The 26595-nt window shown below is 67.0% G+C and carries 25 protein-coding genes, 1 tRNA gene and 1 pseudogene; 14 read left to right on the top strand and 13 right to left on the bottom strand.

Annotated elements, in window-relative coordinates; translation table 11 throughout:
- The first annotated feature begins 50 nt into the window (after window positions 1–50).
- Window positions 51–1559 (top strand): sensor histidine kinase, encoded by a 1509-nt coding sequence (locus tag OVA31_RS17325; RefSeq protein WP_267627853.1) that lies wholly within the window; start codon window positions 51–53, stop codon window positions 1557–1559.
- Here the strand turns inward: OVA31_RS17325 and OVA31_RS17320 are convergent.
- Together OVA31_RS17320 and OVA31_RS17315 are read right to left on the bottom strand one after the other, a co-directional pair.
- Window positions 1538–2209 carry a response regulator transcription factor gene (locus tag OVA31_RS17320; protein ID WP_267627852.1) on the bottom strand — a complete coding sequence of 224 codons (672 nt, stop codon included), beginning with the start codon at window positions 2207–2209 and terminating at the stop codon, window positions 1538–1540. The two genes, OVA31_RS17325 and OVA31_RS17320, sit on opposite strands and share 22 nt — an antisense overlap.
- Before the next feature lie 158 nt (window positions 2210–2367).
- Window positions 2368–3270, bottom strand: coding sequence for a DNA-formamidopyrimidine glycosylase family protein (locus OVA31_RS17315; protein WP_267627850.1), 903 nt, complete (start codon window positions 3268–3270; stop codon window positions 2368–2370).
- Window positions 3271–3295: 25 nt separating this feature from the next.
- On the opposite strand from OVA31_RS17315, the pseudogene OVA31_RS17310 reads away from it, so the two are divergent.
- Window positions 3296–4037: pseudogene (locus tag OVA31_RS17310) on the top strand (3'(2'),5'-bisphosphate nucleotidase CysQ).
- Window positions 4038–4241: 204 nt separating this feature from the next.
- Here the strand turns inward: OVA31_RS17310 and cobF are convergent.
- The 4 genes from cobF to OVA31_RS17290 form a co-directional block, all read right to left on the bottom strand.
- Window positions 4242–4997: a precorrin-6A synthase (deacetylating) gene (gene cobF / locus OVA31_RS17305; RefSeq protein ID WP_267627849.1), complete on the bottom strand. Its 756-nt coding sequence runs from the start codon at window positions 4995–4997 to the stop codon at window positions 4242–4244.
- Window positions 4998–5004: 7 nt separating this feature from the next.
- Window positions 5005–5826 (bottom strand): SDR family oxidoreductase, encoded by an 822-nt coding sequence (locus tag OVA31_RS17300; RefSeq protein ID WP_267627847.1) that lies wholly within the window; start codon window positions 5824–5826, stop codon window positions 5005–5007.
- Between the two features lie 37 nt (window positions 5827–5863).
- Window positions 5864–7321, bottom strand: a complete 1458-nt coding sequence (locus OVA31_RS17295; protein WP_267627846.1) for an LGFP repeat-containing protein — start codon at window positions 7319–7321, stop codon at window positions 5864–5866.
- A gap of 463 nt (window positions 7322–7784) precedes the next feature.
- Window positions 7785–7857 (bottom strand) — tRNA-Arg (locus tag OVA31_RS17290).
- Window positions 7858–8750: 893 nt separating this feature from the next.
- Between OVA31_RS17290 and OVA31_RS17280 the strand changes: the two genes are divergently transcribed.
- From OVA31_RS17280 to OVA31_RS17270, 3 genes are read left to right on the top strand one after another with little or no spacing between them, the layout of a single operon-like run.
- On the top strand, window positions 8751–8987 hold the full coding sequence (locus OVA31_RS17280) for a DsbA family protein (protein ID WP_267627845.1): 237 nt from the start codon (window positions 8751–8753) through the stop codon (window positions 8985–8987).
- A 4-nt stretch (window positions 8988–8991) separates the two neighbouring features.
- Window positions 8992–9618: a vitamin K epoxide reductase family protein gene (locus OVA31_RS17275; RefSeq protein WP_267627844.1), complete on the top strand. Its 627-nt coding sequence runs from the start codon at window positions 8992–8994 to the stop codon at window positions 9616–9618.
- Between the two features lie 57 nt (window positions 9619–9675).
- Window positions 9676–11112, top strand: a complete 1437-nt coding sequence (locus OVA31_RS17270; protein ID WP_267627843.1) for an MFS transporter — start codon at window positions 9676–9678, stop codon at window positions 11110–11112.
- 3 nt (window positions 11113–11115) lie between these two features.
- Here the strand turns inward: OVA31_RS17270 and OVA31_RS17265 are convergent, their stop codons facing one another.
- Entirely contained in the window at window positions 11116–11781 is a 666-nt protein-coding gene (locus tag OVA31_RS17265) for a nitroreductase family protein (protein WP_267627841.1), read from the bottom strand.
- Window positions 11782–11835: 54 nt separating this feature from the next.
- Window positions 11836–12369: a MarR family winged helix-turn-helix transcriptional regulator gene (locus OVA31_RS17260; RefSeq protein WP_267627840.1), complete on the bottom strand. Its 534-nt coding sequence runs from the start codon at window positions 12367–12369 to the stop codon at window positions 11836–11838.
- 60 nt (window positions 12370–12429) lie between these two features.
- Here OVA31_RS17260 and OVA31_RS17255 point away from each other — a divergent pair, with 60 nt between their 5' ends.
- Window positions 12430–13584 (top strand): FUSC family protein, encoded by a 1155-nt coding sequence (locus OVA31_RS17255; RefSeq protein ID WP_267627839.1) that lies wholly within the window; start codon window positions 12430–12432, stop codon window positions 13582–13584.
- An 86-nt stretch (window positions 13585–13670) separates the two neighbouring features.
- Here the strand turns inward: OVA31_RS17255 and OVA31_RS17250 are convergent, their stop codons facing one another.
- Window positions 13671–13901, bottom strand: a complete 231-nt coding sequence (locus OVA31_RS17250) for a hypothetical protein (protein ID WP_267627837.1) — start codon at window positions 13899–13901, stop codon at window positions 13671–13673.
- A 152-nt stretch (window positions 13902–14053) separates the two neighbouring features.
- Between OVA31_RS17250 and OVA31_RS17245 the strand changes: the two genes are divergently transcribed.
- Together OVA31_RS17245 and OVA31_RS17240 are read left to right on the top strand one after the other, a co-directional pair.
- Complete coding sequence (locus OVA31_RS17245) at window positions 14054–14581, top strand: zinc-binding dehydrogenase (protein WP_267627836.1); 528 nt, start codon at window positions 14054–14056, stop codon at window positions 14579–14581.
- Between the two features lie 206 nt (window positions 14582–14787).
- Window positions 14788–16959 carry a glutamine synthetase III gene (locus tag OVA31_RS17240; RefSeq protein ID WP_267627835.1) on the top strand — a complete coding sequence of 724 codons (2172 nt, stop codon included), beginning with the start codon at window positions 14788–14790 and terminating at the stop codon, window positions 16957–16959.
- Window positions 16960–17279: 320 nt separating this feature from the next.
- Here OVA31_RS17240 and OVA31_RS17235 read toward each other — a convergent pair whose 3' ends face one another.
- From OVA31_RS17235 to OVA31_RS17220, 4 genes are all read right to left on the bottom strand, one after another.
- Entirely contained in the window at window positions 17280–17651 is a 372-nt protein-coding gene (locus OVA31_RS17235; protein WP_420714060.1) for a TraR/DksA family transcriptional regulator, read from the bottom strand.
- Window positions 17652–17662: 11 nt separating this feature from the next.
- Window positions 17663–19291, bottom strand: a complete 1629-nt coding sequence (locus tag OVA31_RS17230) for a helix-turn-helix domain-containing protein (RefSeq protein WP_267627833.1) — start codon at window positions 19289–19291, stop codon at window positions 17663–17665.
- Between the two features lie 65 nt (window positions 19292–19356).
- A complete protein-coding gene (locus OVA31_RS17225; RefSeq protein ID WP_267627831.1) occupies window positions 19357–20058 on the bottom strand; it encodes a GntR family transcriptional regulator in 702 nt (233 codons plus the stop codon).
- Window positions 20055–20615, bottom strand: coding sequence for an HD family phosphohydrolase (locus OVA31_RS17220; RefSeq protein ID WP_267627830.1), 561 nt, complete (start codon window positions 20613–20615; stop codon window positions 20055–20057). The genes OVA31_RS17225 and OVA31_RS17220 overlap by 4 nt, the downstream gene beginning before the upstream one ends.
- 98 nt (window positions 20616–20713) lie before the next feature.
- On the opposite strand from OVA31_RS17220, the gene OVA31_RS17215 reads away from it, so the two are divergent.
- From OVA31_RS17215 to OVA31_RS17190, 6 genes are all read left to right on the top strand, one after another.
- On the top strand, window positions 20714–21850 hold the full coding sequence (locus tag OVA31_RS17215; protein WP_267627829.1) for a TIGR03364 family FAD-dependent oxidoreductase: 1137 nt from the start codon (window positions 20714–20716) through the stop codon (window positions 21848–21850).
- 22 nt (window positions 21851–21872) lie between these two features.
- Window positions 21873–22556, top strand: coding sequence for a phosphonatase-like hydrolase (locus tag OVA31_RS17210; RefSeq protein ID WP_267627828.1), 684 nt, complete (start codon window positions 21873–21875; stop codon window positions 22554–22556).
- Window positions 22557–22634: 78 nt separating this feature from the next.
- Window positions 22635–23696, top strand: coding sequence for a 2-aminoethylphosphonate ABC transporter substrate-binding protein (locus OVA31_RS17205; protein WP_267627827.1), 1062 nt, complete (start codon window positions 22635–22637; stop codon window positions 23694–23696).
- 1 nt (window position 23697) lies between these two features.
- On the top strand, window positions 23698–24855 hold the full coding sequence (locus OVA31_RS17200) for an ABC transporter ATP-binding protein (protein WP_267627826.1): 1158 nt from the start codon (window positions 23698–23700) through the stop codon (window positions 24853–24855).
- Window positions 24852–25748, top strand: a complete 897-nt coding sequence (locus tag OVA31_RS17195; protein WP_267627825.1) for a 2-aminoethylphosphonate ABC transporter permease subunit — start codon at window positions 24852–24854, stop codon at window positions 25746–25748. Before OVA31_RS17200 ends, OVA31_RS17195 begins: the two co-directional genes overlap by 4 nt.
- A complete protein-coding gene (locus OVA31_RS17190) occupies window positions 25748–26545 on the top strand; it encodes an ABC transporter permease (RefSeq protein ID WP_267627824.1) in 798 nt (265 codons plus the stop codon). The genes OVA31_RS17195 and OVA31_RS17190 overlap by 1 nt, the downstream gene beginning before the upstream one ends.
- The last annotated feature ends 50 nt before the right edge of the window (window positions 26546–26595 follow it).

The raw sequence follows: 26595 nt of genomic DNA, 5'->3' as shown, positions 1-26595 counted from the left end.
AGTGCACGCTGGCCGTGAGGTCGGCGCGGGAATACGCTCGTAGGGCACGGATGTACACCGAAGGGCACCAGATCGTGGCGATCACGCGAAAAGGCTTGCCGCACGTCAATCGACGGCGCGGTGGTGTGCGTGCACAGTCGACGATCATCGCCGCCGCCGTGGTCACCCTGGCCTTGGCGGTCGGCGGCATGGCCATGCTGTTCATGCTGCACCGGGCCAACAACGAAGCCATGTACCGATCCACCGGTCGCCAGGCCTACCAGATCGCATCCGCGATCGACCGCAGCGGCATCCCGGGCGTCGACACCGACGACCTCGCACCGGGCGCCGGCGTCGACGTCATTCAGGTGATCGACGCGAGCGGGCGCGTGGTCCGCTCATCGCCGGGCGCGCCGAGCCGTCCGATCATCAGCGTCGACCAGGCGCCGCACACGTACCGCTATTTCGACAACATCGAAATATCCGGATTCGCCGGGGAGTTCTGCGCCACTGCAGTCGGCGCAGAACACGACGACGAGTACTACACCGTGTTGGCACTCGACCGCGCAACGGGTGTGCGCCACAGCGAGTGGGTGACCGGCATCATCCTGGCGGCCGAGATCCCGCTTCTCGTGGTCGTCGCCGCGGGTGCGGTGTACCTCCTGGTAGGTCGTTCACTACGACCCGTGTCCCGGATAACCAAGCGGGTCAACGAGATCACCGCGACTGCTCTGGGACAACGCGTGCCGGTCCCATCCGCCGATGACGAGATCACCACCCTCGCGACGACGATGAACGACATGCTGTCGCGGCTGGAGAACGCGCGGGATGCTCAACTCCGCTTCGTGGCCGATGCCTCCCACGAGTTGCGCAGTCCGCTGACGACCATCGTCGGGATTCTCGACCTCGCCGACGACACCGATTCTGCCGTCGACCTGCCGACCGTCCGCACCATCCTGCTGCCGGAGGCGAAACGGATGCAGGTGATGGTCGACGATCTGCTCATGCTGGCCCGCGCCGACGAGAACGGGCTCACCCTGAACCTCGACGAGATCGACCTCGACGACGTGGTGGCCGCCGAGGTCGGACGTGTCCGGTCGCTCGGTTCAGCTCGAATCCGGCTGCACGTCAAGCCGATCAGGATGATCGGCGACAGCGACAAGATCACGCGGGCACTGCGGAACGTCATCGACAACGCGGTCCGGCACGCGCAGTCCACGGTGTCGGTGTCGATGCGGATCGAAGGGGACGACGCCGTGGTGACGGTCGCCGATGACGGTTCCGGTATACCGGTCCGCGATCGCGACGTCGTCTTCCAGCGATTCGCACGCCTCGACGTCGATCGCCGCAATCAGTTCGGCGCCGGGCTGGGTCTGGCCATCGTCCGCGAGATCGCCCGCGCACACGGAGGCTCCGCGAGCATCGGCGAAAGCGACACGGGCGGAGCAGCTGTGACGATCACGCTGCCCCTGTCGGTGTCCATGCCGGTCGGCCACGATTCGACACCGCCTGCGCGCACCACCGGGGAACCGACCGACGAGGAGGTCTCCCTCAACCCTCAGACCTCGCAGAGTCGGTAGCCGGCGCCACGAACGGTCTCAATCGATCGCACCCCGAACGGATCATCGATCCGCTTGCGCAGATACCGGATGTAGACCTCGACGATGTTCTCGTCGCCCTCGTAGTTCTCATCCCAGATCGATTCCAGGATGAGCCTTTTGGAGACCACCGTCTCCTTGTTCCGGATCAGGAATTCCAAGAGGGCGTATTCGCGAGGTGTCAGCGTGACCGCGGTGTCGCCTCGCGCCACTTTGCGTTCGGCCGGATCCATGGTGAGACTGCCGGCCGTGAGGATCGCCGGCCGTTCCCGACCGCCACGGCGCATCACGGCCCGGAGGTGGGCCTTGAGGACGACCACCGAGAACGGCTTGACGAGGTAGTCGTCGGCACCGTAATCCAAGGCTTCGGCCTGATCGTACTCCCCGTCCTTGGCGCTGAGCATCAGCACCGGCGTCCAGATCTTCCGTTCGCGCATCTCCTGTACGACACGAAATCCGTTGAGCTTCGGCAACATGATGTCGAGCACGACGACGTCGAACTGCTCCTCGGAGGCCCGCCACAGACCCTCTGCACCGTCGGTCGCGACAACGACGCTCCAACCTTCGCTCGCCAGAACCCGACGCACCGTTTCCGCCGCGCGCACATCGTCGTCGACAACCAGCACTCGCACCGATCAACCTCACTCACCGACGGCTCCCATCTCGAGCCCCGGCACGAAGCCGACAGGGCCACGACGAGCATCCGTGATCTGTCCCATCCCGACCCAGATCTGACCCTACGCCTTCTCGCACCGTTGCGGCCTGCTCGGCGGCGACGACCGGGCCGCCGTCATTTCAACAACCGCGACATCCGGCGGTCGGCGAGCACCTTCCCTCCGGTCTGGCACGTCGGGCAGTACTGAAACGACCGGTCCGAGAACGACACCTCACGGATCGTGTCGCCGCACACCGGGCACGGCAGGCCCGTCCGCGCGTGCACCTTCAGCCCGGTTCGCTTCTCCGACTTCAACCGAGCGACCTCTTGCCCCTCGAGGCGACCGATGGCGTCGGAGAGTACGGACCGCATCGTCGTGTACAGAGAGTCCACCTGGGTGTCGGTCAGCGACTTCGCCGACGCGAACGGCGACAGCCGGGCGTCGTGCAGGATCTCGTCGGAGTAGGCGTTGCCGATCCCGGCCATCGTGCGCTGATCGGTGAGGACGTTCTTGATCCGGCCAGACGTTCCCGCCAGGATGGCGCCGAACTCGTCACGGGACATCGCGAGGACGTCCGGCCCGAGTGATGCGATCCGGTCGACCTCACCGACGTCGCGCACCACCCACACCGCCAGCCGCTTCTGCGTGCCTGCTTCGGTGACGTCGAAACCCTCGCCCGGCAGGCCGCAGTGCACGCGCACGGCAATCGGCCCTTTCCCACCCGGCCGCGGCGGGGTCTGCGAGAGTTGCTCACTCCAGCGCAGCCACCCGGCGCGCGACAGGTGGATCACGAGATTGATCACCGGATCCGGCTCCGCGGCGGCATTCGTGCTGTCCGGACCCGGGACGGTTCGGATGACCAGGTACTTCCCGATCCGACCCACCGACTCGACCACGCGCCCGGCCAACGCCGTGTAGGGCGGATCCGCGGTCTTCAGAACGGCCAGCGACGCAACGTCGACGCGGCGGATCGGGAAACCGGCCGCTCGGCCGTCCACGTAGGCAGCCACCGCCGCCACCTCAGGGAGCTCAGGCATGGGTCCAGTGTGCTCTAGTAGGAGGATGATCTCCCGCCTTTCCGATGCCGAACTGGCGGCGCGCGTCGCCGAAGGTGCGGGCGAGATCCTCATGGGTGTCCGCCATGGCGGACTGCTCAGCGGTCGCCATCTCGGTGACGTCGGCGACGCGATGGCGCAGGCGTGGATCGCGAACGTCCTCGGCAGGCACCGACCACATGATGCGATCCTGTCCGAGGAGGGTGCCGACGTCGGCGACCGGGCAACAGCCGATCGCGTGTGGATCATCGACCCGCTCGACGGCACCAGCGAGTTCTCGTCCGGCACCGCCGACTGGGCCGTGCACGTCGCGCTCACCGAGTCCGGCGCGGTGACGACCGCGGCCGTGTCACTGCCCGCCGTCGGCGAGGTCTTCCGATCCGATGCGGTGAAACCGCCGAGCGGCACTCTCACCGGGCGGATGGCGGCATCACGGTATGGCGGCTCCTACGAGAGCGCGTGGGTGGTCCCGGCGACTGTCGTTGAACATGATCGGGATCGGTTCGGCGGGCGCGAAGGCGATGGCGGTGGTGCGCGGCGACGTCGACGCCTATGTGCATGCCGGCGGTCAGTACGAGTGGGACAACTGCGCTCCGGTGGGTGTTGCCCTGGCAGCCGATCTCCACTGCAGCCGGCTCGACGGGTCGACCATCGTCTACAACCAACCCCGCCCGTACATGCCCGACTTCGTCATCTGCCGCAAGGAGATCCGCGACGACCTCCTCGCCGCGCTGGACGAGATCTGGTGATCGGTCGGGCCGCGACCACCCGCCGACCGGGCACAGAATTTCGTCGATCGTGCCCACCTCCGCGCCGATCGTGCCCATCTCCGCGCCGATCGGGCACAGAATCTCGTCGATCGTGCACATGATCGAGTCGGGCAAACGAATGAGCGCACGATCGGCGAGAAATTGCGCACGATCGGCGAGGTGGGCCGTCCGGACGGTGGGGTGTCAGCCTTTCCGGAGCAGGTAGATGTCCATGATCCAGCCGATGCGTTCGCGCGCCTCGGCCCGGGCGGCGACAATCTGCTCCGCGACATCGGCAACCCGGCCGCTGATCAGGATCTGGTCGTCGGTACCCACGTACGCACCCCACCAGATGTGGTCGTCGGGGTCCGCGATCCGCCGGAACGCCAGGGTTCCGTCGAGCATCACGATCTGGTTGGCGTCGGCGCCATGCGGGGTGTCGCCGAGGCGGCGCCCGGTCGTGATGTGGACGGGTTCACCGATGCGGTTCGCCGCGATGCGATGCGCCGCGGTGAGGGCACTGGCACTGGTCACGCCGGGGATCACCTCGACGTCGATCGACAATCCGGAATGTTCGGCGAGGTCGTCGACGATACGAAGGGTGCTGTCGTACAGCGCGGGGTCGCCCCACACCAGAAAAGCCGCCACACCTCCGTCGGGCACCTCGGTGGTGATCACGTCGGTGAAGATCGACGCGCGGGCGGCATGCCACCGACGCACCTCGGCGTCGTAATCTGCGGGATCGCGGTCGCGGGGCGGGTCGACGACCTCGATGACCCGATGACCCGCGGGACCGTACCGCGTGAGGATGTCGCGGCGCATCGCACTCAGCGATTCCTTGTCGTCACCCTTGTCCAGCACGAGAAATGCGTCGACGTCGCCGAGCGCATCGATCGCCTCGAGGGTGATCTGGCGCGGATTGCCCGGACCGATCCCGATGACCCGCAATGTGATCTGCATGGGGCGGTCAGATCCGCACCTTGCGCAGGCCGTGTATGCGCGCGGACAGGTCCAGGACCGCCTGGCGGGGCAACAACCGCCGGAGCGCGAAGACGATCCCGGCTCGGTTTCCCTTGGCGTAGAACGGCTTCGGATGCTCAGACAGAGCGGCCTCGACGATGACCGTGGCCATCGTCGTAGCACTGATCCCGGCGTCCTCGTTCTTGCGAGTGGCGGCCGCGAGGGTCTCGTATTCGCCCCGATAGGGCGAGTCGTCGCCGATGTGGATGCTGCGTCGATCCCCGATCCCGGTGGCGATGGTCCCGGGCTCCACCGAGATCATCCGGATGCCGTAGGGCGCGACCTCCCGCCGGGTGGCCAATGCGAAGGCCTTGAGCGCGGATTTCGTTGCGGCGTAATTCGATCGGAAGGCGACCGGGAAGCTGGAGAGCATGGAACCGACCATCACCACCGTCCCGGTGCCGCGGTCCCGCATCCCGGGCAGCACCGCCTTGGTGAGTGCCACCGGCCCGAACACGTTGGCGGCGAACAGATCCTCGATCGCTGCCATGGAGGTGTCCTCGAGTGCACCCGCCTGACTCTCGCCCGCATTGTTGATCAGCACGTCGATCGCGCCGATCTCGTCGGCACAGTCGATCGCGCTCTGATAGTCGGCGTTGTCGAGGCGTACGTACCGAACTCCGACAACCGGGTCTGCCACGGCCTCCGGCCGGCGGCTGGTGCCGTACACCGTGTGTCCGCGCTCGACGAAGAGACGGGCCACCTCGGCCCCGATCCCACTCGACGCGCCGGTGACGAGAACGACCTTGGAACCTGATGCAGCAGCCACGGACACACCGTAGCGTGCCGACCTCAGGGCGCAGTGCTCAGTCCGGCACCGACTTCGAGAAGCTCGCGGACTCGGCAGCGGACTCCGACGCGAACCAGACCTCCGGCTCGATCTCGGCATAGGACGGCTGGGTCGGCGTGTAATAGACGCCGTCGGCGGCGCTCACCTTGATCGGGTACCCGTCGGGAGCCTGCTTCGGATCGTCGAGTGGGAGATGTGCGCCCACCGGCACAGGCTCGCGCCGGCCGTTGGCGACGTAGTAGCCGACTCCGTCTCCGTGGCCGTGCACCGTCCCATCCGCCACCGCGGCCACCGTCTCCTCGTCGCCGATGTCGGCAGCCGGCATCTCGGCGACGTCGGGGTGGGGTTCGGCACTCGCGGCCTCTGACGCCACATCCGCACCGGCTTCGTCGGCAGCGTCGTCGACGACGGCTCTCTCTCCCGAATCCGGAGTGGGCACATCGGTCTCGCCGGCCTCCGGCGTCTCCCCTTCTCGTCGCGCCCCGATCGCAGCACCTGCTGCCACGGCCCCGCCGGCCGCAGCGGCGACACCGGCCGCCGCACCGCGGTGTGTCGACGGCGTTCCGGCGTCCCCCTCCGCGTCAGACCGGTCGACGGCCGCGTCCGGAGCGGTCGCCACCGGAACCTCATCGGCGCGCACGTCGGGTGTCTTCGGTCCCCGCGCCTTGCGGAACAGCCAGATCAGGAAGAGCCCGGCCAGGATCAGCAGGAACGGGATGAGCAGCCACCACCACGACGATCCGTCGGTGTCGGAGTCCGACGTGTTCGTGTCGTCGGCCGCCGCCGCGTCACCTCGGGAATCCGCCATACCGGGGATGCTCGACCCGGAGAGCTGTTGCGCCCAGTTCGGGTCGGGTGCGCTCGTCCACGCCCCGGTCGACCTGCTGTACGTCAGGGTGCCGTTGGCGAACTCCTGGGACACGACGTCACCGGACGTCGTCATGTCGGCGGTCGGCGCACCCAACGTGGCGCCGAGCTTGTCGGTGGCCACCGTGAACGGTCCACGTACCACCCAGGCGCCACCGCTCGGTGTCCAATAGATCTTCGGTTGATCGGCAGCCGCGAACGACGCACCGCGACCGGTCGGGCGGTAATCTGCCGGGCCCTCGCTCTGAGCAGGAAAGCCCAGGCTGCCGGTAGGGCCGCCCTCGTCGGTGTATTTCGCCAGGATGCCGCCGTACAGGACTCGGGCACCGTGCTCGGGCGACCAGAACACCGTGCCGTTGGCGAACTCCTGTTCGAAGCCACCTCCGACCGCCGTCAGGTCACCGTCCTCGGCGCCGAGTCCGGTGTCCGCCTGGCCTCGATCCGCGTCGCCCGCACTGATCTGCTGTTCGAGTTCGGCGATCGCGGCCTGTGCGTCACTCTGGGGATCGGCACCCGCATGCGGCGCCAGCAGCAGTGCCGTACCGGCCGCCGCAATGAAACCGAGTGCGAGACCACCGAGCCTCGCACGTGTGTGTGATGTGGCCATAGCCTTCCTCGACCTCGCCTCACTCGAACTCGTTTGTCATCGACTTGGTTGCATCGAAACGGCGAAAAATCCGCCCAAAACAACAATTTGCCTCAATGTCGCACATAGCACATGGCAATCCGAGAAAGTGATCGCCGAAAGTACCTGGATTGCGATCGTGGAACCTCAGGAAAGCGACCGCGCAGGTAGAGGCCACCGCCGCCCTTCAGGCGGCGCAAAACAATCGATTTCGACGGGAGATCAAGAATGTGAGTCGGCGATGTGCGATCAGGGATTTCGATCGACGTCTGGTGTGGACACGGGTGCGGCCGAGGATGTCACGGTGCGCCCGCATGAATCTTTTCAAACAACTCAGTGGGCGCACACCGGCCGGAGGCCGGCAAGGATGTCACGGTGCGCCCGCATCAATCTCTTTCAAAAACTCAGTGGGCGCACACCGGCCGGAGGCCGGCAAAGTTCAGGGTGCCCCAGGCAGGATTCGAACCTGCGACCCTTCCTTTAGGAGAGGAATGCTCTATCCCCTGAGCTACTGAGGCGGGGACCGACGGTGATGTCGAGGCGGCCGCCCGCTGCGGGGTTCTTCCTCGACGTTCGTGCCGGTCGCGGTCCGGCGGGCCGCTCGGGGCCGATCGGACCCTTGGAGTCTACGACACGGCGTCCCCGGCGGATCGGCACGGTTTGGCCGGGTTCCGGCCCCGACGACGGACCGCCCGGCGCACCCGGCAACTCCTTACCGTCTTCACAGACCACCTCCGTTAGAGTGGCGGCGTGGCAGCGACCCCGGATTCCGACATCTCGCCACCCGCGCGCCTGGCCGCGGGGGCGAGTGGATCACGGGAGGCGCGCCTCATGGCCGTCGACGATTCCGATGTGCGTCATAGCGGCTGATATCGAAAACGGCGTTGCGTACCGACCCCCGGAGGAATTGTGAGTCAATCGTCCCGCAAACCGATCGTCGACCCGCGTCAGGCGGAGCGACGACGCTCGATCCTCATCCGGGTCGGCGCCGTCGTCGTGCTGATCGCCGTGGCCGTGGCCGTGGGTTTGTGGGCGGTGATGTCCAACGAGTCGGACACCGGTAGCGGCTCTCAGGTGAGCGTCGCCACCGACACGGGCGCATTCCGGGTCACCAAGGCGCCTGCCGGCACCCAGCCCAAGGCCGTCCTCACCGTCATCGAGGACTTCCAATGTCCGGCCTGCCGACAATTCGAGGAATCGTTCGGCGCAACGATCGCCGAACTCCGCGAGAACCCGCAGGTGGCCGTCGACTACCACCCGATCGCGATCCTCGACCGCTCCTCGAGCACCCAGTACTCGACGCGATCGGCGAACGCCTCGGCCTGTGTCGCGGAGTCCACCGCGGGCGGCGGCGACTTCGGGGTGTGGCAGAAATTCCACGACCTGCTCTACCAGCGTCAGCCCGAGGAGGGTGGCCGCAGGACTGCCCGACAGCGAGCTCAACAGCATTGCCAAGGAGGCCGGCGCGTCCAACGTCAACTCCTGTATCACCGACGGCCAGTTCAAGGACTGGGTCACCCAGCAGACCCAGGACGTCACCCAGAGCGGCGTGAACTCGACCCCGACGGTGCGGTTGAACGGCCAGGACCTCCAGCTCACCACCCCGGAGGACCTGAAGGCACGCGTCGAGCAAGCACTGGCGGGATGACCCGATGACGGACGGGGCGCAACCGGCCGAGACCGAGGAAATCGCCGAACCGGTGGTCCAGGGCACCCGCACGGGCCTCTCGCCGGTCGCGGCGATCGTGCTGCTGGTCGCCGGCGCGCTGGGTCTGCTCGCTGCGTTCACGTTGTCGGTCGAGCGGTACAAACTCTTCCTGGACCCGTCCTACCGCCCCAGTTGCAGCCTGAACCCGGTGCTGTCCTGCGGTTCTGTGATGGTCACCGATCAGGCCGCGTTCTTCGGCTTCCCCAATCCGTACATCGGCATCGCCGCGTTCGCGGTGGTCGTCGTCATCGGGGTGCAGTCCGTCGCCCGCATCGACCTGCCGCGGTGGTTCTGGGCGGGACTGGCGCTGGGCTCCGCGGCAGGCGTCGTGTTCATCCACTACCTGATCTTCCAGAGCCTCTATCGGATTCACGCCCTGTGCCCCTACTGCATGGTCGTGTGGGTGATCACGCCGATCATCCTGATCCTCGCCATCGGGCGATCCCTCGGCGAGGCACCTTGGGCCAGGTTCATCCGGTCATGGCTCTGGCCGCTGCTCATCGTCTGGTACGCCATCGTGATCGTGGCGATCGGCGTGGAGTTCTGGGATTACTGGTCGACCCTGATCTGATCGGCGCCTGCGGACGCTGACTTGACCGACGTCCGCCATTCCGGCAATCCTCGGACCATGTCGGAGCGGCCTTCTCAACGTCCGGGTGCTGCCGACCCGACGCCACCGCTGGCAGGCAGCTGGCGCGAGCTCTTCGCTCGTGAGTACCGCGCTGCGGTCGCCGTGTTCGCCGGCGGCATCGCGGTGTTCGCCATCAACACCTATCTCACGGCGGCATCCCTGCCGAGTGCCGTTGCCGACATCGGCGGTGAGCGCCTGTACGCGTGGGTGATGACCGTCTTCCTGATCACGTCGGTGTTCTCCTCGATGCTGGTCACCCGCACCCTCACCCGCTGGGGAGCCCGCCGTTCCTACCTGATCGCCTTCGGCCTGTTCGGCGTCGGGTCACTCGTGTGCGCGCTCACCCCCACCATGCCGATCATGCTGGGCGGCAGAGCAATCCAGGGCATCGGCGGTGGCCTGCTGACCGGGTTGTCGTTTGCCGTCATCCGCCTGGCCCTTCCCGAGCGGCTCTGGGTGCGCGCAGTCGGCCTCACGTCCGCGATGTGGGGCGTCGGCAACCTGATCGGACCGGTCCTCGGCGGCCTCTTCGCCCAGATCGGTTTCTGGCGTGGGTCGTTCTGGCTTCTGGTCGTCGCCACTGCGATCATCACCGCGCTCGCGCTGCGGGCCTTGCCCGCCCGCCGCCGCGACGACACCGCACCCACACCACTGCCGATCTCATCCCTCGCGCTGGTCGTCCTCGCGACGGTCGCCGTCTCGGTGGCGAGCGTGGTCGACGGCGGGTCGACCGTGCTCGTTCTCATCGGCGTGGCCCTGATCGCCACACTCGGGTTCGTGGTGGTCGATCGGCGACGACGCGCAGGCCTCCTCCCCCGCCTCACCTACACCACGCACAACCCGCTGAAGTGGATCTATGTGTCGATTGCGGTGCTGTCTGTCGGCTCGACCTCGGAAGCGTTCATCCCCCTGTTCGGCCAGGAGATCGCCGGAATGGGCCCCCTCCTCGCAGGCATGCTGGGCGCCGCGCTGTCCTGGGGCTGGTCGTCGGCCCAGATCGCGAGCACCACGTGGGCGGACGGACGGCGCGCCCGGGTTGTCCGGGTCGCGGGACCGGCGTTCCTGGCCGTCGGGCTGGCGGCATACGGTGTGCTGCAGTCCGGTTCGAGCAGTGCGGCAATCGCCGGCTGGTTCGTGGCGCTGTTCGTCGCGGGCACCGGGATCGGGATGGCGTTTCCACACATCGCCACGGCCGCGATGACCATCACCCCCGACGACGCCGAGGCGGCCCGGGCATCAGCGGGTGTGAACACCGTGCAGATGGTGGCCAACACCTTCGGCTCCGCGACAGCGGGCCTGCTGGTCAGCGTCGGCGCATCGGTCGGGACCGCAGGCGATCAGACCGTCATGTCGGCACGATTCCTGACGTTCGGTTTCGCGGCACTCGCGCTCGCCGGCATCGCGGCGGCGGTCGCGTCCATCCGCCCGGCGTGACGATCACGGTGTGAGGGGTGGCCCGTCGAAGCGCTCACGCGTCACGAACTCGGCGAGTGGCTGACGCCGCAGTTTGGTCAACTGACGCACCGGCCTGCCGATGGGGACGACGGCGGCGAGAGCGTGGGTCTCGGGCAGCCCCAACAGTTCCCGGGCCTCCGTCTCCTGCGGGACGGCCATCGATGTGATGGTGCCGCCGAATCCCTCCTGCCGGGCACCGAGCAGGATGTTCCACACCAGCGGGTAGACCGACGCCCCGCTGACCAGGCCGACCCGATCGAGATCCTGGTCGGTCGCGGCCACCACGGCGAGGTCGACGGTCACCACCAAGACCACCGGCGCGGTCCGGATCGGCACCACAAAACTGTCCGGCACCTCGGTACCGTCGATCACATCCTGGGGAACCCTGGTGGGATACAACGGGTTCCACGGTTTCTCACCGGCCTTGATCTGGGCGATGTAGCGGCGGACGGTCGCCTCCCCGAGTTGACTGAGCCGACTCTTCGTCTCGGCATCGCGTACCACCACGATGTGTGCGCCCTGCCGGTTCCCGCCGCTGGGGGCGAATCGTGCGTCGTCGAGGATGCGCCACAACACATCGTCGGGCAATGGATCGTCGGTGAACTCGCGTGCGGCGAACGTGGTCCGCATGACGTCGTGCAACTCCATGGGTCCCACTATGCCCGTCGTCGCGGCCACGGCGGACGTGACCCGGTCTCGACGTCAGCTGCCGACCGCGGCCGAGATCTTGCGCAGCAGCGCCGCGAGGGACTCCCGTTCGTCTGGCGTCAGGCCGGCGAGTGCCCGCTCGTCGTCGGCGAGCCGCCGTGGCAGCTCGTCATCCACCACGGCACGGCCGTCATCGGTCAGTTCCAGCAGGACGACACGTCCGTCGCGCTCCGACTTTCGGCGTTCCAGCAGGCCCCGACGCGAGAGACTCTCGGTGATCTTGGTGATCGACGCACCGCTCAGCATGGTCGTCGACACCACCTCACTGGCGCGCAGCGGCCGATCCGAGCGCGCGAGCGCCCCGAGCACGTCGTACTCCGATCGGGTGACACCGTGCGGTTCGAGATGCCGGTCGAGCCGGTGACTGCTGACGGTCGCGATGTGTTGGATACGGCCGAGCACCCCGATCGGGCCGACGTCGAACTGCGGGTACGCCTGCGCCCATTCCTGCTGGATGCGGTCGACGAGATCGGGCGTGACCGGGATGCGGTCGGCCGGCTGCGTTCCCGGCGCCGGTGGGGTGCTCACGCTCACATGGTAGATCCGGGCAGTTATTTTACCAATGAAATAGTGGTAAAGTAACTCTCCATGCGCACCGGCACCCTGGGCGACCACGTCCGTCATCGGCAATCCGCCCTCGTTCATGCCGTGCAACCCTCGGTGTGGCGGTCCTCTGTGTCGACCTTCGACATGAGTCGGGCCGGTGTCGCGGCCCCGATCCGGGTCAGCATCGCGGTCGGCATCGTCCTGGTGGTGAGTGGACTACTCGGATCTCGCGACGTCGCAGGCTTCGCCGCACTGGGGGCGGTGACGTCGGCCTTCTGTCGCCCGGATCCGTACCGCGTGCGGGTGGGGCGGCTCGGCGTACTGGGCATCGGGATCGTCACAGCTGTCGGGATCGGCGCAGCCCTCGGATTGACCGATGCGTCGATCACGGTGCAGATCGCAACGATCTCAATCCTGGGAGGCTGCGCGGCACTGCTCGTCGGCACCCTCCGCATGGCCGGACCCGGCGCGATCATCTTCGTCTTCGCGGCCACCGGCTCGATGGGATTTGTCGACAGTGCCTCAGATCTGCGCCGCACCGTGATCGCAACAGTCATCGGCACCGTCTGTGGCGCGGTGGCCTCCCTGGCGCCGTGGCTCCTGCGAGGCACGTGGTCGCGCATCCGCCCGACGCAGCTGCGCCCTATTACCGACAACACGCCGGTTCAGTACGAATCGCTCTGGACCATCCTGACTCGTCGACCTCGGCATGAGCTGGTGGCCAACAGTCTTCGGATCGTCGTGGCGATGGCGGCCAGCGCAGCCATCGCCACGGCCGCCGGACTCTCCCATCCGATGTGGGCCGCGATGGGCGCCATCGCCGCGATGCAGGGCGTGTCGTATCACGTCACCGTTCAGCGGGGGGTGCAGCGGCTGCTCGGCAACGTCGGCGGCGCGATCATCGCCGTCGTGCTACTCGGCCTCGGTATCAACTATTGGGGCGCCGTGCTCGTCATCGTCATCTGTCAGTTGGCGGCGGAGATCACCGCGCCCGTCAACTATGCGGTCGCGTCGGTGGCGGTGACGCCGATGGCCCTGCTCCTGACCGGACTCAGCGCCGATCTCCCGCCGTCTGCCGCCCTCGACCGGGTGATGGACACGCTGATCGGCGTCGCGGTCGGGATCGTGGTCGCCGCTCTGACTATCACGGCGCCCGACGTCGGGCGCCTTCGACAGCCGGCGAAGGTCTCGACATGAGCAGAAAGAACGTGACTCATCCCCACGTGAGCCACCAGGCCGAAGAGCTCGATATGCGGCAGCGCACGATGTTCCCCGCCGGCCGATCAGCCGTTGCCGGCCGTTGTCACTGCGGCTGCGACGGTCTGGCGAAGCAGAGCGCGGCGGCGGTCATGCGCGTCGACCGGTTCCTGGGCACTCGCCGCATAGACATTGCTGACCGGCGACCACGCCATGGACATGGCGATGACCATGGCCATCACGTCGAACGGGTCACCCGGTCGCACGATGCCGGCAGCCTGCGCTTCGGCGATGGCGCGCAGTTTGTGGTCGTCCAAACGGTCGGCGTCGTCGACGAGGTGACCGGCGGGGCGTCGTTCCAGGCCGCGACGGATTCGTCTACCACCTACCCGCAGGTCTCGACCCGGCCGCCACGGCACCTCTGCTCTGCGCCGGAATCACCGTCTGGGAGCCGCTGCGCACCCTCGGTGTGGGCTCCGGCACGCGCGTGGCCGTGGCCGGCCTGGGTGGGCTGGGTCATCTCGCCATCAAACTGGCCGTCGCGCTCGGTGCCGAGACCTCCGTGATCAGCCGATCGAAAGACAAAGCCGCCGACGCATCTCGACTCGGCGCCCACGATCTGATCATCTCCACCGACGCGACCCACATGGCGGCCGCCCGGGATCGGTTCGACGTAGTCATCGACACCATCTCCGCTCCCCACGACCTCGAGCCCTACCTCCGCTTGGTCGCCATGGACGGAACGCTCAGTCACCTCGGGCACCTCGGACCGGTCACCGTCCAGACCACCGACCTGCTGGTGGGGCGCAAAAAGTTGAGTTCGGCAGGCAGCGGCGGCCGACCCGCGACCGAAGCCATGCTGGAATTCTGCGCCGCCCATGACATCACCGCCGATGTGGAGGTTCTGCCATCGGGGCAAGTGAACAAGGCCCTCGACCGGCTCGCCCGCAACGACGTCCACTACCGGTTCGTACTCGACATGTCCGATCTGTCCTGACGCACGCGTCTGGGCGTCGGCCGTCAGCGCCCCACCGTCGTGATCCCGTGCGGAGGTCACACTGGTGACGCCTGTTTTCACGCACGTCACACAGGGGAAACGACCCGGGTATGTCCTGCTCATAGCGTCGTATCGCTTGCACCACCACGAAACGCCCTCGATGCACTCCCGACGCCGAGGACGAGGTGACGATCCCAGGAGTGACAATGAGTGGCAGCATGTCCCGCCGTCAAGCCATCGAGGCAGTGACGAACTACTCGGTGGAAACCGATGGCTTCCCGGAACCATTGGCAGACACCTTCGGGCGCAACGTCTTCACATTGTCTGTGATGAAGGCCCGCCTGCCCAAGCACGTCTTCAAGGCCGTCTCGGCGACCATCGACAAGGGTGCGCCGCTCGATCCCACCCTGGCCGACTACGTCGCGTCGGCCATGAAGGACTGGGCGATCGAGAAGGGTGCGTCGCACTACGCCCATGTCTTCTATCCGCTCACGGGCTTCACCGCGGAGAAGCACGACTCGTTCCTCGAACCGGATTCGTCGGGAGCGTCGCTGGCAGAGTTCCAGGGCAAGACGCTGTTGCAGGGCGAACCGGATGCCTCGAGCTTCCCCAACGGCGGTCTGCGCGGCACCTTCGAGGCCCGCGGGTACACCGGCTGGGATGTGACCAGCCCGGCCTACATCATGGAGAACCCCAACGGCAACACGCTCTGCATCCCCACGATCTTCATCTCGTGGACCGGCGAGGCACTGGACAAGAAGACCCCGCTGCTACGCAGCCAGCAGGCGATGAGCAAGCAGGCCATGCGAGTGCTGAGGTTGTTCGGCCACGCCGACGTCGACACCGTCGTGTCGTACGCGGGCGCCGAGCAGGAGTACTTCCTCATCGACCGACACTTCTACTTCGCCCGGCCCGACCTCATGACGGCGAGCCGAACCCTGTTCGGCGACAAGCCGTCCAAGGGACAAGAATTCGACGATCACTACTTCGGGGCCATCCCCGACCGCGTACTGGCCTTCATGATCGAGCTCGACCGGGAGCTGTTCAAACAGGGCATCCCCGCGAAGACGCGCCACAACGAGGTCGCCCCCGGACAGTTCGAGCTCGCACCGGTCTTCGAGAAGTCCAACCTCGCCCACGACCATCAGCAGCTGATGATGACGACGATGAAGAACGTCGCGGAGCGGTACGGCATGGTCTGCCTGCTGCACGAGAAGCCCTTCGCCGGGGTCAACGGCTCCGGAAAACACGTCAACTTCTCGCTCGGCAACAACAATCAGGGCAACCTGCTCAACCCGGGCGACACCCCCCACGAGAACGAGCAGTTCCTGGTGTTCTGCGCGGCCATCATCCGCGGCGTGCACAAGTTCGGCGGGCTGCTCCGCGCGTCCATCGCGTCGGCATCCAACGATCACCGACTCGGCGCCAACGAGGCGCCGCCTGCCATCATCTCGATCTTCCTCGGCGAGCAGCTGATGGACGTCTTCGACCAGATCGCCAAGGGTGGTGCCAAGGCCAGCAAGGAGTCCGGCGTGCTGGAGCTCGGCGTCGACACCCTGCCACCGCTCAAGGCCGACGCCGGCGACCGTAACCGGACGAGCCCGTTCGCCTTCACCGGCAACCGATTCGAGTTCCGCGCGCCGGGTTCCAACCAGTCGATCGCCGATCCGATGATCGCGATCAACGCCATGCTGGCCGAATCCCTGGACTACGTCGCTAACTTCCTCGAGAAGGAACTCGCCGACGGCGTGGAGTTCGATGCGGCGGTGCAGAAGGTTCTCGAGGGGATCATCGTCGAGCACGGCAAGGTGGTGTTCAACGGCAACGGTTACTCCGACGAATGGCAGGAGGAGGCGGCGTCACGGGGACTGCTCAACCTGCGGACCACCGTCGACGCGATGGCGCAGTACGACGAGCCCGCCATCCAGGAGGTCATGAGCGCGTACGGAATCCTGAGCAACCGTGAGCTGAAGGCACGCAAGGAGGTGGTGCTGGAGCAGTACTCACTCGCTCTGCTGGTCGAAGCAAAGGAGACCCTGGAGATCGCGAAGACGATGATCCTGCCCGCCGCCAACCGCTATCAGGGCGAACTCGCAGGCACCGCGGCCAGTCTGAAGGCCGCGGGCGTCGAGACCGACCACCCGGTCCTCATGTCGGTGACCAAGAGCACCAAGGATCTCTACGCCGCGATGCTGACGCTCGAGGAGGCCATCGGCGGCTTCCACGCCGATACCGTCGAGGGCGAGGCCCAGTACGCGCTGAAGGCGCTGATCCCCGCGATGGTCGATGTCCGGACCGTCGCGGACAAGCTGGAGAGCATAGTCGCCGACGATCTCTGGCCCCTACCGACCTACCACGAGATGCTCACCATCCTCTGAGCTCATCGAGTCGTGACAGTGCCCGCCGGAACTTCACCGGCGGGCACTGTTGTCGCACCACCCCCGCCGACAGCAACCCGTTTCCCGCCGACAGCAACCGGTTTCGCGTCGACGGCAACCGGTTTCGCGCGATCATCGCGCGCAACCATGCCGTCGGGCTGCTCCTTCGCCCAACTGTAGCGGTGCTGTCGGTGCAAATCTGGTTGCTGTCGGCGTGATTTCGGTTGCTGTCGGCGGGATCAGGGTTGCTGTCGGCGGGATACGGGTTGCTGTCGGCGTGATTTCGGTTGCTGTCGGCGGGATACGGGCTGCTGTCGGCGTCACCATCGTCGAGCGGAATTGCGCGTTGCGCAATCGATGCAGTGCCGCGCGGCAGGCAGCGCATCGAGACGCTCCGGACCGATCGACTCACCACAACTCTCGCAGCGGCCGTAGGTACCGTGATCGAGGCGGCCGAACGCCGCATCGATCTCATCGAGCCGCACCCGCGACCTGTCCAGTTGGGCGACGATCTGTCCACGCTCGACGGCGAGTGTCGTGCCTTCGGGATCGTGCTCGTCGTCGGAGCTGGAGTCGGCCGTCGCCTCGACGACCGACTGCAACCGCGAAGACAGCGCTTCGATGAGCGAAACGGTCGAGTCGCGTTCCGCGCCAAGCGTTGCCCGGATGCCGTCGTGATCGCGAGGACTCACGTCATTCCTTTCTACGCCGCACCGGCACGCAGCGACAGCGCGACAACGAGCCGGGTCGCCGGGTCGTCGAGATCCATTCCGGTGATCTCTTGCAGCCGACGGATCCGATACCGGAGGGTGTTCGGGTGTATGTGCAAAGTTGTTGCGGCCGAGCGCACATCTCCGAATCGGTCGAGGTATACGCGCAGCGACGTGATGAACTCGCTGCCGGTGCGCCGGTCCGTCTCGGCGAGCTCGACGACCCGGGTGTCCATCAGTTCCGGGTTCGCGGTGAGGTGGGCGACGATCTCGCCGAGGAGAACGCCGGTCTGCGATTCGCCGACCGTGGTGACGTCGGCGATCAACTCTCCTTCGCGTTCGGCGGCGTCGAGAACGCGATCTACCTGGGCGCGCAGCGCCGGCACCGTCGCGAGACCATCGTCCGGACCGGCGATCACGGCCCGCAACGCGACGCCGAACTGGCGTTCCGCGGCCATGATGACCGACCTCCCCCAGGCGACCGTCGCGTCAGGATCCACCTGCGGGAGTATGACGTACGCACGAGATCCGATCGTGGACGTCACCGACAGTGGACTGAACGCGCTCGCGTGCAAGGTGAGTGCCGACACCTCACCGGCCGCCCCGAGCACCGCAGCCGGACCCTCGTCGTCGTTTGCCGCACCGAAGCCGACAACCGTCATCGGCAGGTCGACAGCGATGCCGAGCTGCGTGCCGAGGTAATCGGCGTCGACAACCTCACCCCGCGCACCCAGCAGACGGCGGACCACGTCGTCGTGAGCGGTTCCCGCGGCCTTGCGGCGCGCGATCATCCGTGCGGCAACGGCGGCCGCCCCCGCAAGCACCTCGTCGGTGTCGGTGGACAGCGCCGTGCGTCCTTGCTGGAGCCACACGACACCGAGGAACTCCCCCGGCCCGTCCGCCGCGGGCCGGCGAATGCCGATGGCGCGCCGCGGTCGCAGTGCCAGATCGGCCCGTTCGTCGACGACGACCACGTCGGTCGCGGTACGTACCGCGTCCATCACGCCCCACTGCCGCAGCCAGGCGAGCATCTCCGGCGGCCCTTCCCGACCGAGGATCGAGAGCCGACGCAATTCGTCTGCCTCGTCCCCGGCGCTGCTGTACGCGAGGACGTGGGACCGCTCGTCCTCGATGCTGACGAGCCCGCCGGTTCGCCGGGCGACCTCGGCGGCAAGTTCGAAGAGGTCGCCGATCGCCCCGGACCGCATCGATTCACCCGCCATGCCCGAGCCGGGCCCGGGAGCGCCCTCCAGGACGCGCATGACGAGGTGGTAGATCCGCTCCCAGCGCGCATGTGGATCGATCGCGATGACGGCTACGCCGTTCGTCTCGGCAAGCTCGACGACTCGTTCCGACGGCGCCTTGCAGAGGATGGCCACCGGTCGATGGGCACCGAGACCCGACAACCACGTGAGCACGTCGTCGTCGGGGACGCCGACGAACAGGAACAGTTCGGCGCCACGGGCCGCGCGACCGAGGCCGAGGTGAATGTCGTCGACGTCGAGGAGCGCCGCCGACGACAGCCGCTGGTCCAGGCCACTCGGGGCACCCAGCAGGTTCGCGACCGTGCTGTCGAGGGCGAGGACCAATTGACCGAGGGATACGCCCGCAGTGGTGGTCATACGACCAATTATTGCGCCATTCCTTGTGTGATCGGACAGTTTCCCGACGACTCCGTACGGATCGGTCAGTTACGCAGCACGGCCGCGAACGCGACCCGGTCGCCGCGGTAGAGCGACCGCACCACCTCGATGGGCATTCCGTCGACGTCGAGCGAACGCCGGCGGAGCAACATCATCGGCATGAGGGTGGTCGTCTCCAGTAGATCGGCCTCCCGGGGGGAGGCCAGCGCGGTCTCGATGCGTTCCTCGGCGCTGGCGAACTCGACGCCCTTCGCACGTATCGCGGCGTACAGCGACATCTGCGGGTCGAAGGTCTGCGCGAAGTCGCCGAATCTGGCTTGGGCGAGATAAGTGCTCTCCAGCCCCAGCTTGACCCCGTCCGCCAGCAATACCCGTTCGAGATGCATCACCGGTGAACCCGGCGCGATACCCAACGCATCACACATCGGCTGATCGCCCACGATGTCCTCGAAGGTCACCAGGATGCGCCCGGGCACACGTCCGTGCTCCTTCGCCCCCTCGGTGTAGGAGCGTAAGGACAACGGCTGCACCAATTTCGGCGCGGACACCACGGTCCGACGGCCTCGCCTCTCGATTCGCCCTTCCACGAGCAGATCCTGCAGCGCCTGCCGCACCGTCTCCCGCGCGACCGAGAACTGCTCGGCGAGCGCGCGTTCGGGCGGAACGGCATCGCCCTCGTCGAGAGCGGAGACCATTCGTTCGAGCTCGGTCCGCACCCGGTAGTATTTGCGGGGCTCGACGGTCACCGTGACAATCCTCCCGGCCGCGGCTCGACCACCAATCGATCCGCGATCATCCCGGCCAGGTTTCCGGCCTCGACGATATCCATTCCGGGCGCCCCGACAACCTTTGCGGCGTCATCGTATCGACGCAGCCGGATGGCATCGGTCCACCAGGGGTGCGCCGTCCACGAAGCATCGACACCGCCTGCTCCGCCCTGGTGCGCAAGCGAATCCACCGAGGTCTCGGAAAGTCCGGCGGCATAGCCGGATTCGGTGGCCGCGAGGAATCGCTTCGCCGCGACGTGAGCCCCGGCCAGCCAGCCAACCCGCGCCCCGAACCGAGGGGTCAGCCATTCACGGGCAATCCGATCGTGTGGCTCGGGCCCGGGCAGGAGCGGGCTCCGGCCGACATCATGGAGAACCGCGGCGAGGACGAGATCATCGGGCGCACTGTCGGCCTGGGCATGCCATCCGGCCTGCATCGCGTGGTCGAGCTCGTCGACGGTCGGCTCATCCCAGATGCCACGCAGGGATCGGAGCACAGCGGTCACCTCGGCAGCGATCTCGGACGAAGACGACATGTCTCAAGCATACCGCTTTTGGTCTAGACCAAAAGTTCACCAAGTGTTTCCGTAGCGGATCCTGTTTGGTCTAGACCAAAGAATGCAGACTGATCTGCATGAAGATCATCGTCATCGGTGGCGGAATCCTGGGCACCGCCCATGCCTGGTCGGCGGTCGTTCGCGGGCACCGGGTGGTGCAGATCGAGCGCGAACGAGAAGCGCGTGGCGCCACGGTCCGCAACTTCGGCCTCGTGTGGGTCTCCGGTCGCGCACCGGGTGAACTCGCTGCGGCACAACGATCGCGCGATCTCTGGGAAAAGATCGGGACCGAGGTACCCGGCATCGGGTTCCGACCGTGCGGGTCACTCACGATGGTCCGGACGGCAGCCGAGCTAGCGGTGGCCGAAGATGTGTCCAGCCGGCCCGACGCCGCCGATCGCGGCTTCACGCTGATCGATCCGGAGGCCGTGCGACGGATCAATCCCGCGCTGCGTGGCGACTTCCGTGCCGCTCTGCACTGTTCTCGTGACGGTGCGGTCGAGTCACGGATCGCGCTGCCCGCTCTCCGATCCCACCTGACCGGTACCGGTCGATACGATTTCGTGCCCGGACGCGAAGTCCGATCGGTCGAATCGGCGGAGTCCGGCGTGTCGGTGCGCGACGACCACGGGACGACGCACCATGGCGACGCGATCATCCACTGTCCCGGTGCGATACACGGTGGTCTCACCCGCGAGTTGCTCGGTTCGGCGCCGCCGGTCCGACGCGTCCGCCTGCAGATGATGCAGACCGCTCCGCTCGGCGAGGAGCTGACCACCGCGATCGCCGACCCCGACAGCTTCCGGTACTACCCGGGTTTCGCCGGCGATGCGCTCGAGTTGCTCACGGCAACCCAGTCCCAGGCCCCGGTCGCGGCCGAGCACCACATGCAGTTGCTCTGCGTGCAGCGTCTCGACGGCGGGCTGACGATCGGCGACACCCACGAGTACGACGACGATGGGGTGTTCGGATTCGACGTCACCGAAGAGCCTTACGAACATCTCCGACAGGTCGTCGAATCCCTGCTCGGACGCCCCCTGCCCGGAATCGTCCGCCGTTGGTCGGGCGTCTACTCACAATGCCTGGACCCGGCCGCGATCGCGTTCCGGGAGCAAGTGTCACCCGGCGTCTGGGTGGTCACCGGTCCCGGCGGCCGGGGGATGACGCTCGGCCCCGCCATCGGCGAACAGACCGCCGACCTGATGAACCTCTGAGTCCGACTCGAAAGGCATTACCTTGTCCGACCTGAAGATCCGCCTGGCCGCGCTCGACATGGCAGGCACCACTGTCGCCGACGACGGGCTCGTGCTGGCCGCGTTCGATGCCGCCGCCGATGCCGCCGGCCTCCCCGCGGACGGCCCCGACCACGACCAGGCACGCCAGTACGTGGTCGACACCATGGGCCAGTCCAAGATCGTCGTCTTCCGTCATCTGGTCGACGGTGACGAAGCACGCGCCCAACTCGCCAACACCGCATTCGAGAATGCCTACGCCTCATCGCTTTCCGATGGTGGCGTGCGCGAGATCGGTGGGGCCGCCGACACCATCGAAGTGTTGCGGACCGCCGGGATCAAGGTCGCGCTGACGACGGGCTTCAGTGCCGAGACACAGCGACGGCTGCTGACCGCACTCGGCTGGGAAGGCATCGCGGACCTCACGGTTGCGCCGTCGGCCGCCGTCCGCGGGCGCCCGTTCCCGGACATGATCCTGTCCGCGGTGATCGATCTGCGGATCGACGATGTCCGCCAGGTCGCTGTCCTCGGCGACACCGCCAACGACATCACGAGCGGCATCCGCGCAGGTGCCGAGATCGTGGCAGGCGCCCTCACCGGCGCACACGACGAAACGCGCCTGAACGCTGCAGGCGCCACTCACATCGTCGACTCCGTACGCCAGTTCGGCGAGCTGCTCACCCATTGATCCAGACCCGGGACCGCACGCAATGGCGCGTCGGCTCCTCCATCACCTCCACCTCATCACTCGAATGAAGGAAACAGCATGCGCCTCTCCGCCTTTCGACGCGGCACCTTGCGTACCGCCGTTCTCGCCCTGACCACGGCCACCATGGCCGTCACCGCCGCCTGTGGCGGTACCGGAACCTCCGAGTCCGGCGACAAGAGCATCACCGTGTACACCGCCGACGGGCTCGGAAGCTGGTACAAGACCGAGTTCGACACCTTCCGGCAGCAGACCGGGATCTCGGTCAACATCGTGGAAGCCGGTTCGGGAGAGGTGGTGTCGCGCGTCCAGAAGGAGCAGTCCAATCCGCAGGCAGACCTGCTGGTCACCTTGCCGCCGTTCATCCAGAAGGCGGCGGGCGAGGGCCTGCTCGCCGACAGCGGCGTGGACACCACGGCGGTGGACAAGGCCGACAAGGATGCAGACGGCAAGTTTGTCGCCATCGTCGACAACTACTTGTCGTTCATCGCAAATCCGTCGGCCACGCCCGCCCCCAAGACCTGGGACGACCTTCTCTCACCGCGATTCAAGGGCAAGATCCAGTACTCAACACCCGGCCAGGCCGGTGACGGCACTGCGGTTCTGCTTCTGCTGCAACACCTCATGGGCGATCAGGCCGCCCTCGACTACCTCGCGAAACTGCAGGTCAACAATGTCGGTCCGTCGAGCTCGACCGGCAAGCTCCAGCCCAAGGTCAGCAATGGTGAACTGATGGTCGCCAACGGCGATGTACAGATGAACCTGGCATCGATCCGCGACGACGGGTCGAAGTTCGATCTGTTTTTCCCCGCCATGCCCGACGGGTCTCGGACCACCGTGTCACTGCCCTACTTCGCGGGCGTCACCAAGGGCGCGCCGCATGCCGAGAACGCCCAGAAACTGCTCGAGTTCCTGCTCTCCAAGGACGTCCAACAGACCGTGGGCACCCATGCGCTCGGCGTTTCGGTCCGCACCGACGTCACGCCGCCTGCTCCCGACGGCACCACCCCGACCCCGTCCGAGGTGATGAAGGGTGTCACCGTGTGGAACCCGGATTGGAACTCGGTGCTCACGTCGCTCGATACCGACGTCGCCGCGTACCAGAAGTCCACCGGGAGCTGAGATGTCCAACCCGCTGACGACCCCGACCACGCGCGTTTCCGGCACTGTCGCTCCGGAGCAACCGAGCATCGCCTTCGACCGCGTGACCGTCTCCTACGGGCGCGGTGAGAAGTCCACCGACGCCCTGCTCGACTTCACCCTCCGAGTGGAGCGCGGGGAGACGATTGCCCTGCTCGGACCGAGCGGATCGGGTAAGTCGACGGCACTCAACGCCCTGGCCGGATTCGTGCGGCCCAGCGCCGGACGGGTCCGGCTGTCGGGCCGGGACGTGACCGACCTGCCACCCGCCAAACGCGGCATCGGCGTCGTGGTGCAGTCGTACGCCCTGTTCCCGCACATGCGGGTACGTGACAATGTCGCGTTCGGCCTGAAGGCGCGGCGGACCCCCAAAGCGAAGATCACCGAGCAGGTCTCGGATGCCCTCGCGATGGTCAGTATGTCGGACTACGCGTCACGACTGCCCCGTGAGCTCTCCGGCGGACAACAGCAGCGGGTGGCGATCGCCAGGGCGCTGGCGATCCGACCCGATGTGTTGCTCCTCGACGAACCGCTCGCCGCACTCGACGCCACCCTGCGTCAGTCCATGGTGATCGAGCTGCAACGGCTGCGGGATGCGTTGCCCGACACGACGATGCTGTACGTGACGCACGATCAGTCCGAGGCGCTGGCGCTGGCGTCCCGGGTCGCGGTGATGCGGGACGCGCAACTCGTCGACATCGGAACCGCGGATGAGTTGTGGTCGCGCCCGCCCAGCAGCTTCACCGCGGGTTTCCTCGGCGGCGCGAACCTCATCGCGTGCACCGTCGGCCGGGTGTCGGGTACCACGGCACTGGTCTCGGTGGGCGACAAGATGTTCACCGGCAGCGCGCCGGCGCCAACGCGGCGATGGGCTCCCGGGACCAGGGCTTCGCTGTGCATCCGTCCCCACGAGGTGGAAGTGACCACCTTGTGGGCGGCCGGGTCACTGGCCGCTCGGGTGACCGGGTCCGTCTGGCGTGGCGCGACAACGCGGCTCACGCTCGCCGTCGACGGGCTGCCCGACCAGCTCCTCGAGGCCGATGTGATCGGACGCGCGGAGCACCCGATCGAATCGCGTGTCGGGGTACGGTTCCCGAACCCCACCGGCGTGCTGGTGGAGGCCGCGGGGCCTGCGCGATGAGCACGAGTGATGTTCTGGCGCCGACGCCGCCACCGATCGAACAGGCTGATCTGCAACCGAATTCGCCTCCGGACCGATGGCGTCCGGCGGCCTGGGTCGCGCCGCCGCTGCTGATCGTCCTCGTGATCGCCGTCTACCCTCTGGTCCGTGTCCTGACCGAGTCGGCAGACGGTACCGGTCAGAGCACGTGGCGGGCCGTGCTCGGCAGTGAGATCTTCCGACGCGCGCTCGCGATGACGGCGCAGATCGCGGTGTGCTCCACTGTCGGCTGCCTCATCCTCGGCACGTTCCTCGCGATCGTGCTGGCCTTCGTCCCCTTCCCGGGTTCCACCCTCGTGGCGCGCCTGATCGACACGGTGCTCGCGCTGCCTTCGTTTCTCATCACCCTCGCGTTCACGTTTCTGTACGGGAGTGCCGGCGCGGTGAATGCGGCCATCTTCGAGATCACCGGCAATCGGCCGTTGAATTTCCTCGCGACGCCTGCCGGGGTCATCGCCGCCGAGATCACCTTCTTCACACCGTTCGTCGTCCGCCCGTTGCTCGCGTCGTTCACGGTGATGTCGAAGGATCAGCTCGATGTGGCCGCCAGCCTGGGCGCGTCGCCATGGCGTGTATTGCGCACCGTGGTCCTGCCCGAGGCGGTGCCGTCGCTGATGGCCGGCGGCAGCCTGGTACTGCTGTTGACGCTCAACGAGTTCGGCATCGTGCTGTTCACCGGCGCGAAGGACGTGGTGACGCTGCCGATGCTGGTGTACACACGCGGAATCGTCTCCTTCGACCTCCCGGGAGCCGCAGTCATCGCGACGGTGCAGGTGCTCCTGTCACTGATCCTCTACGGCGCATATCGGCTCGTGTTCGCACGGATGGCGACGAGCCGGCCAGGAGGCCGCTGATGTTGTTCTGGACTCGACGAGGCCGAGCGGTTGTCTGGACGTTGTTCGCAGTGGTCGTCCTGGTGGTGTTCGTCGCGCCGATCGCCACCGTCGTGGTGGCCGGATTCGCGGGTTCCTGGACGGGACCGTTGCCGTCAGATCTCGGCCTCGCGCACTTCGGTGACGCACTCTCCGGCGACAACGTCGCCAGCCTGTCGGTGAGCCTGCAGACCGCGTTCATCGCCGGCACGCTGGCACTGATCCTGGGTACCTGGGCGGCAATCGCCGCAGGCGAGGCGAGCGGGCGGGTCGGCAGGGTCGTGGACGCGGTGTTCCACCTGCCGATCGCGGTACCGTCGGTCGCCATCGGTCTGGGGCTGCTGATCAGTTTCAACGAGAAACCGCTCCTGCTCGGCGGGACGAAGTGGATCGTCATCGTCGCGCACACGGTGTTGGTGCTGGCGTTCGCCTTCAGCGCCGTCTCGGCCGCCCTGGGGCGACTTGATCCCGCGTATCGACAGGCCGCGGAATCGCTCGGTGCGGGACCGTTTCGGGTCCTGACCCGCGTGACACTGCCGCTCCTGCTGCCGGCCCTGGGCGCAGCGGCAGGCCTGGCCGTGGCCCTGTCGATGGGTGAACTGGGCGCCACGGTGATGGTCTACCCCGCGACCTGGAAGACCCTCCCGGTGACGATCTTCGGCCTGTCCGACCGCGGTCAGGTGTTCTCCGCGGCAGCGTGCACGTCGGTACTGCTGGCAGCGACGCTGATCGCCTTGGCGCTTCTCGGCCGGATTCGGTCGCGGGCCGTGATGCGGTGACCACCTTGTCCGGGTCGACAAAGAAGGACCGGAAGACTTTGCCGATCAGA

The organism is Gordonia sp. SL306, from assembly GCF_026625785.1.
Taxonomy (GTDB): Bacteria; Actinomycetota; Actinomycetes; order Mycobacteriales; family Mycobacteriaceae; genus Gordonia.
Note: the sequence above shows the minus strand (reverse complement) of the source record. Positions and strands in the feature narration are given on the sequence as shown.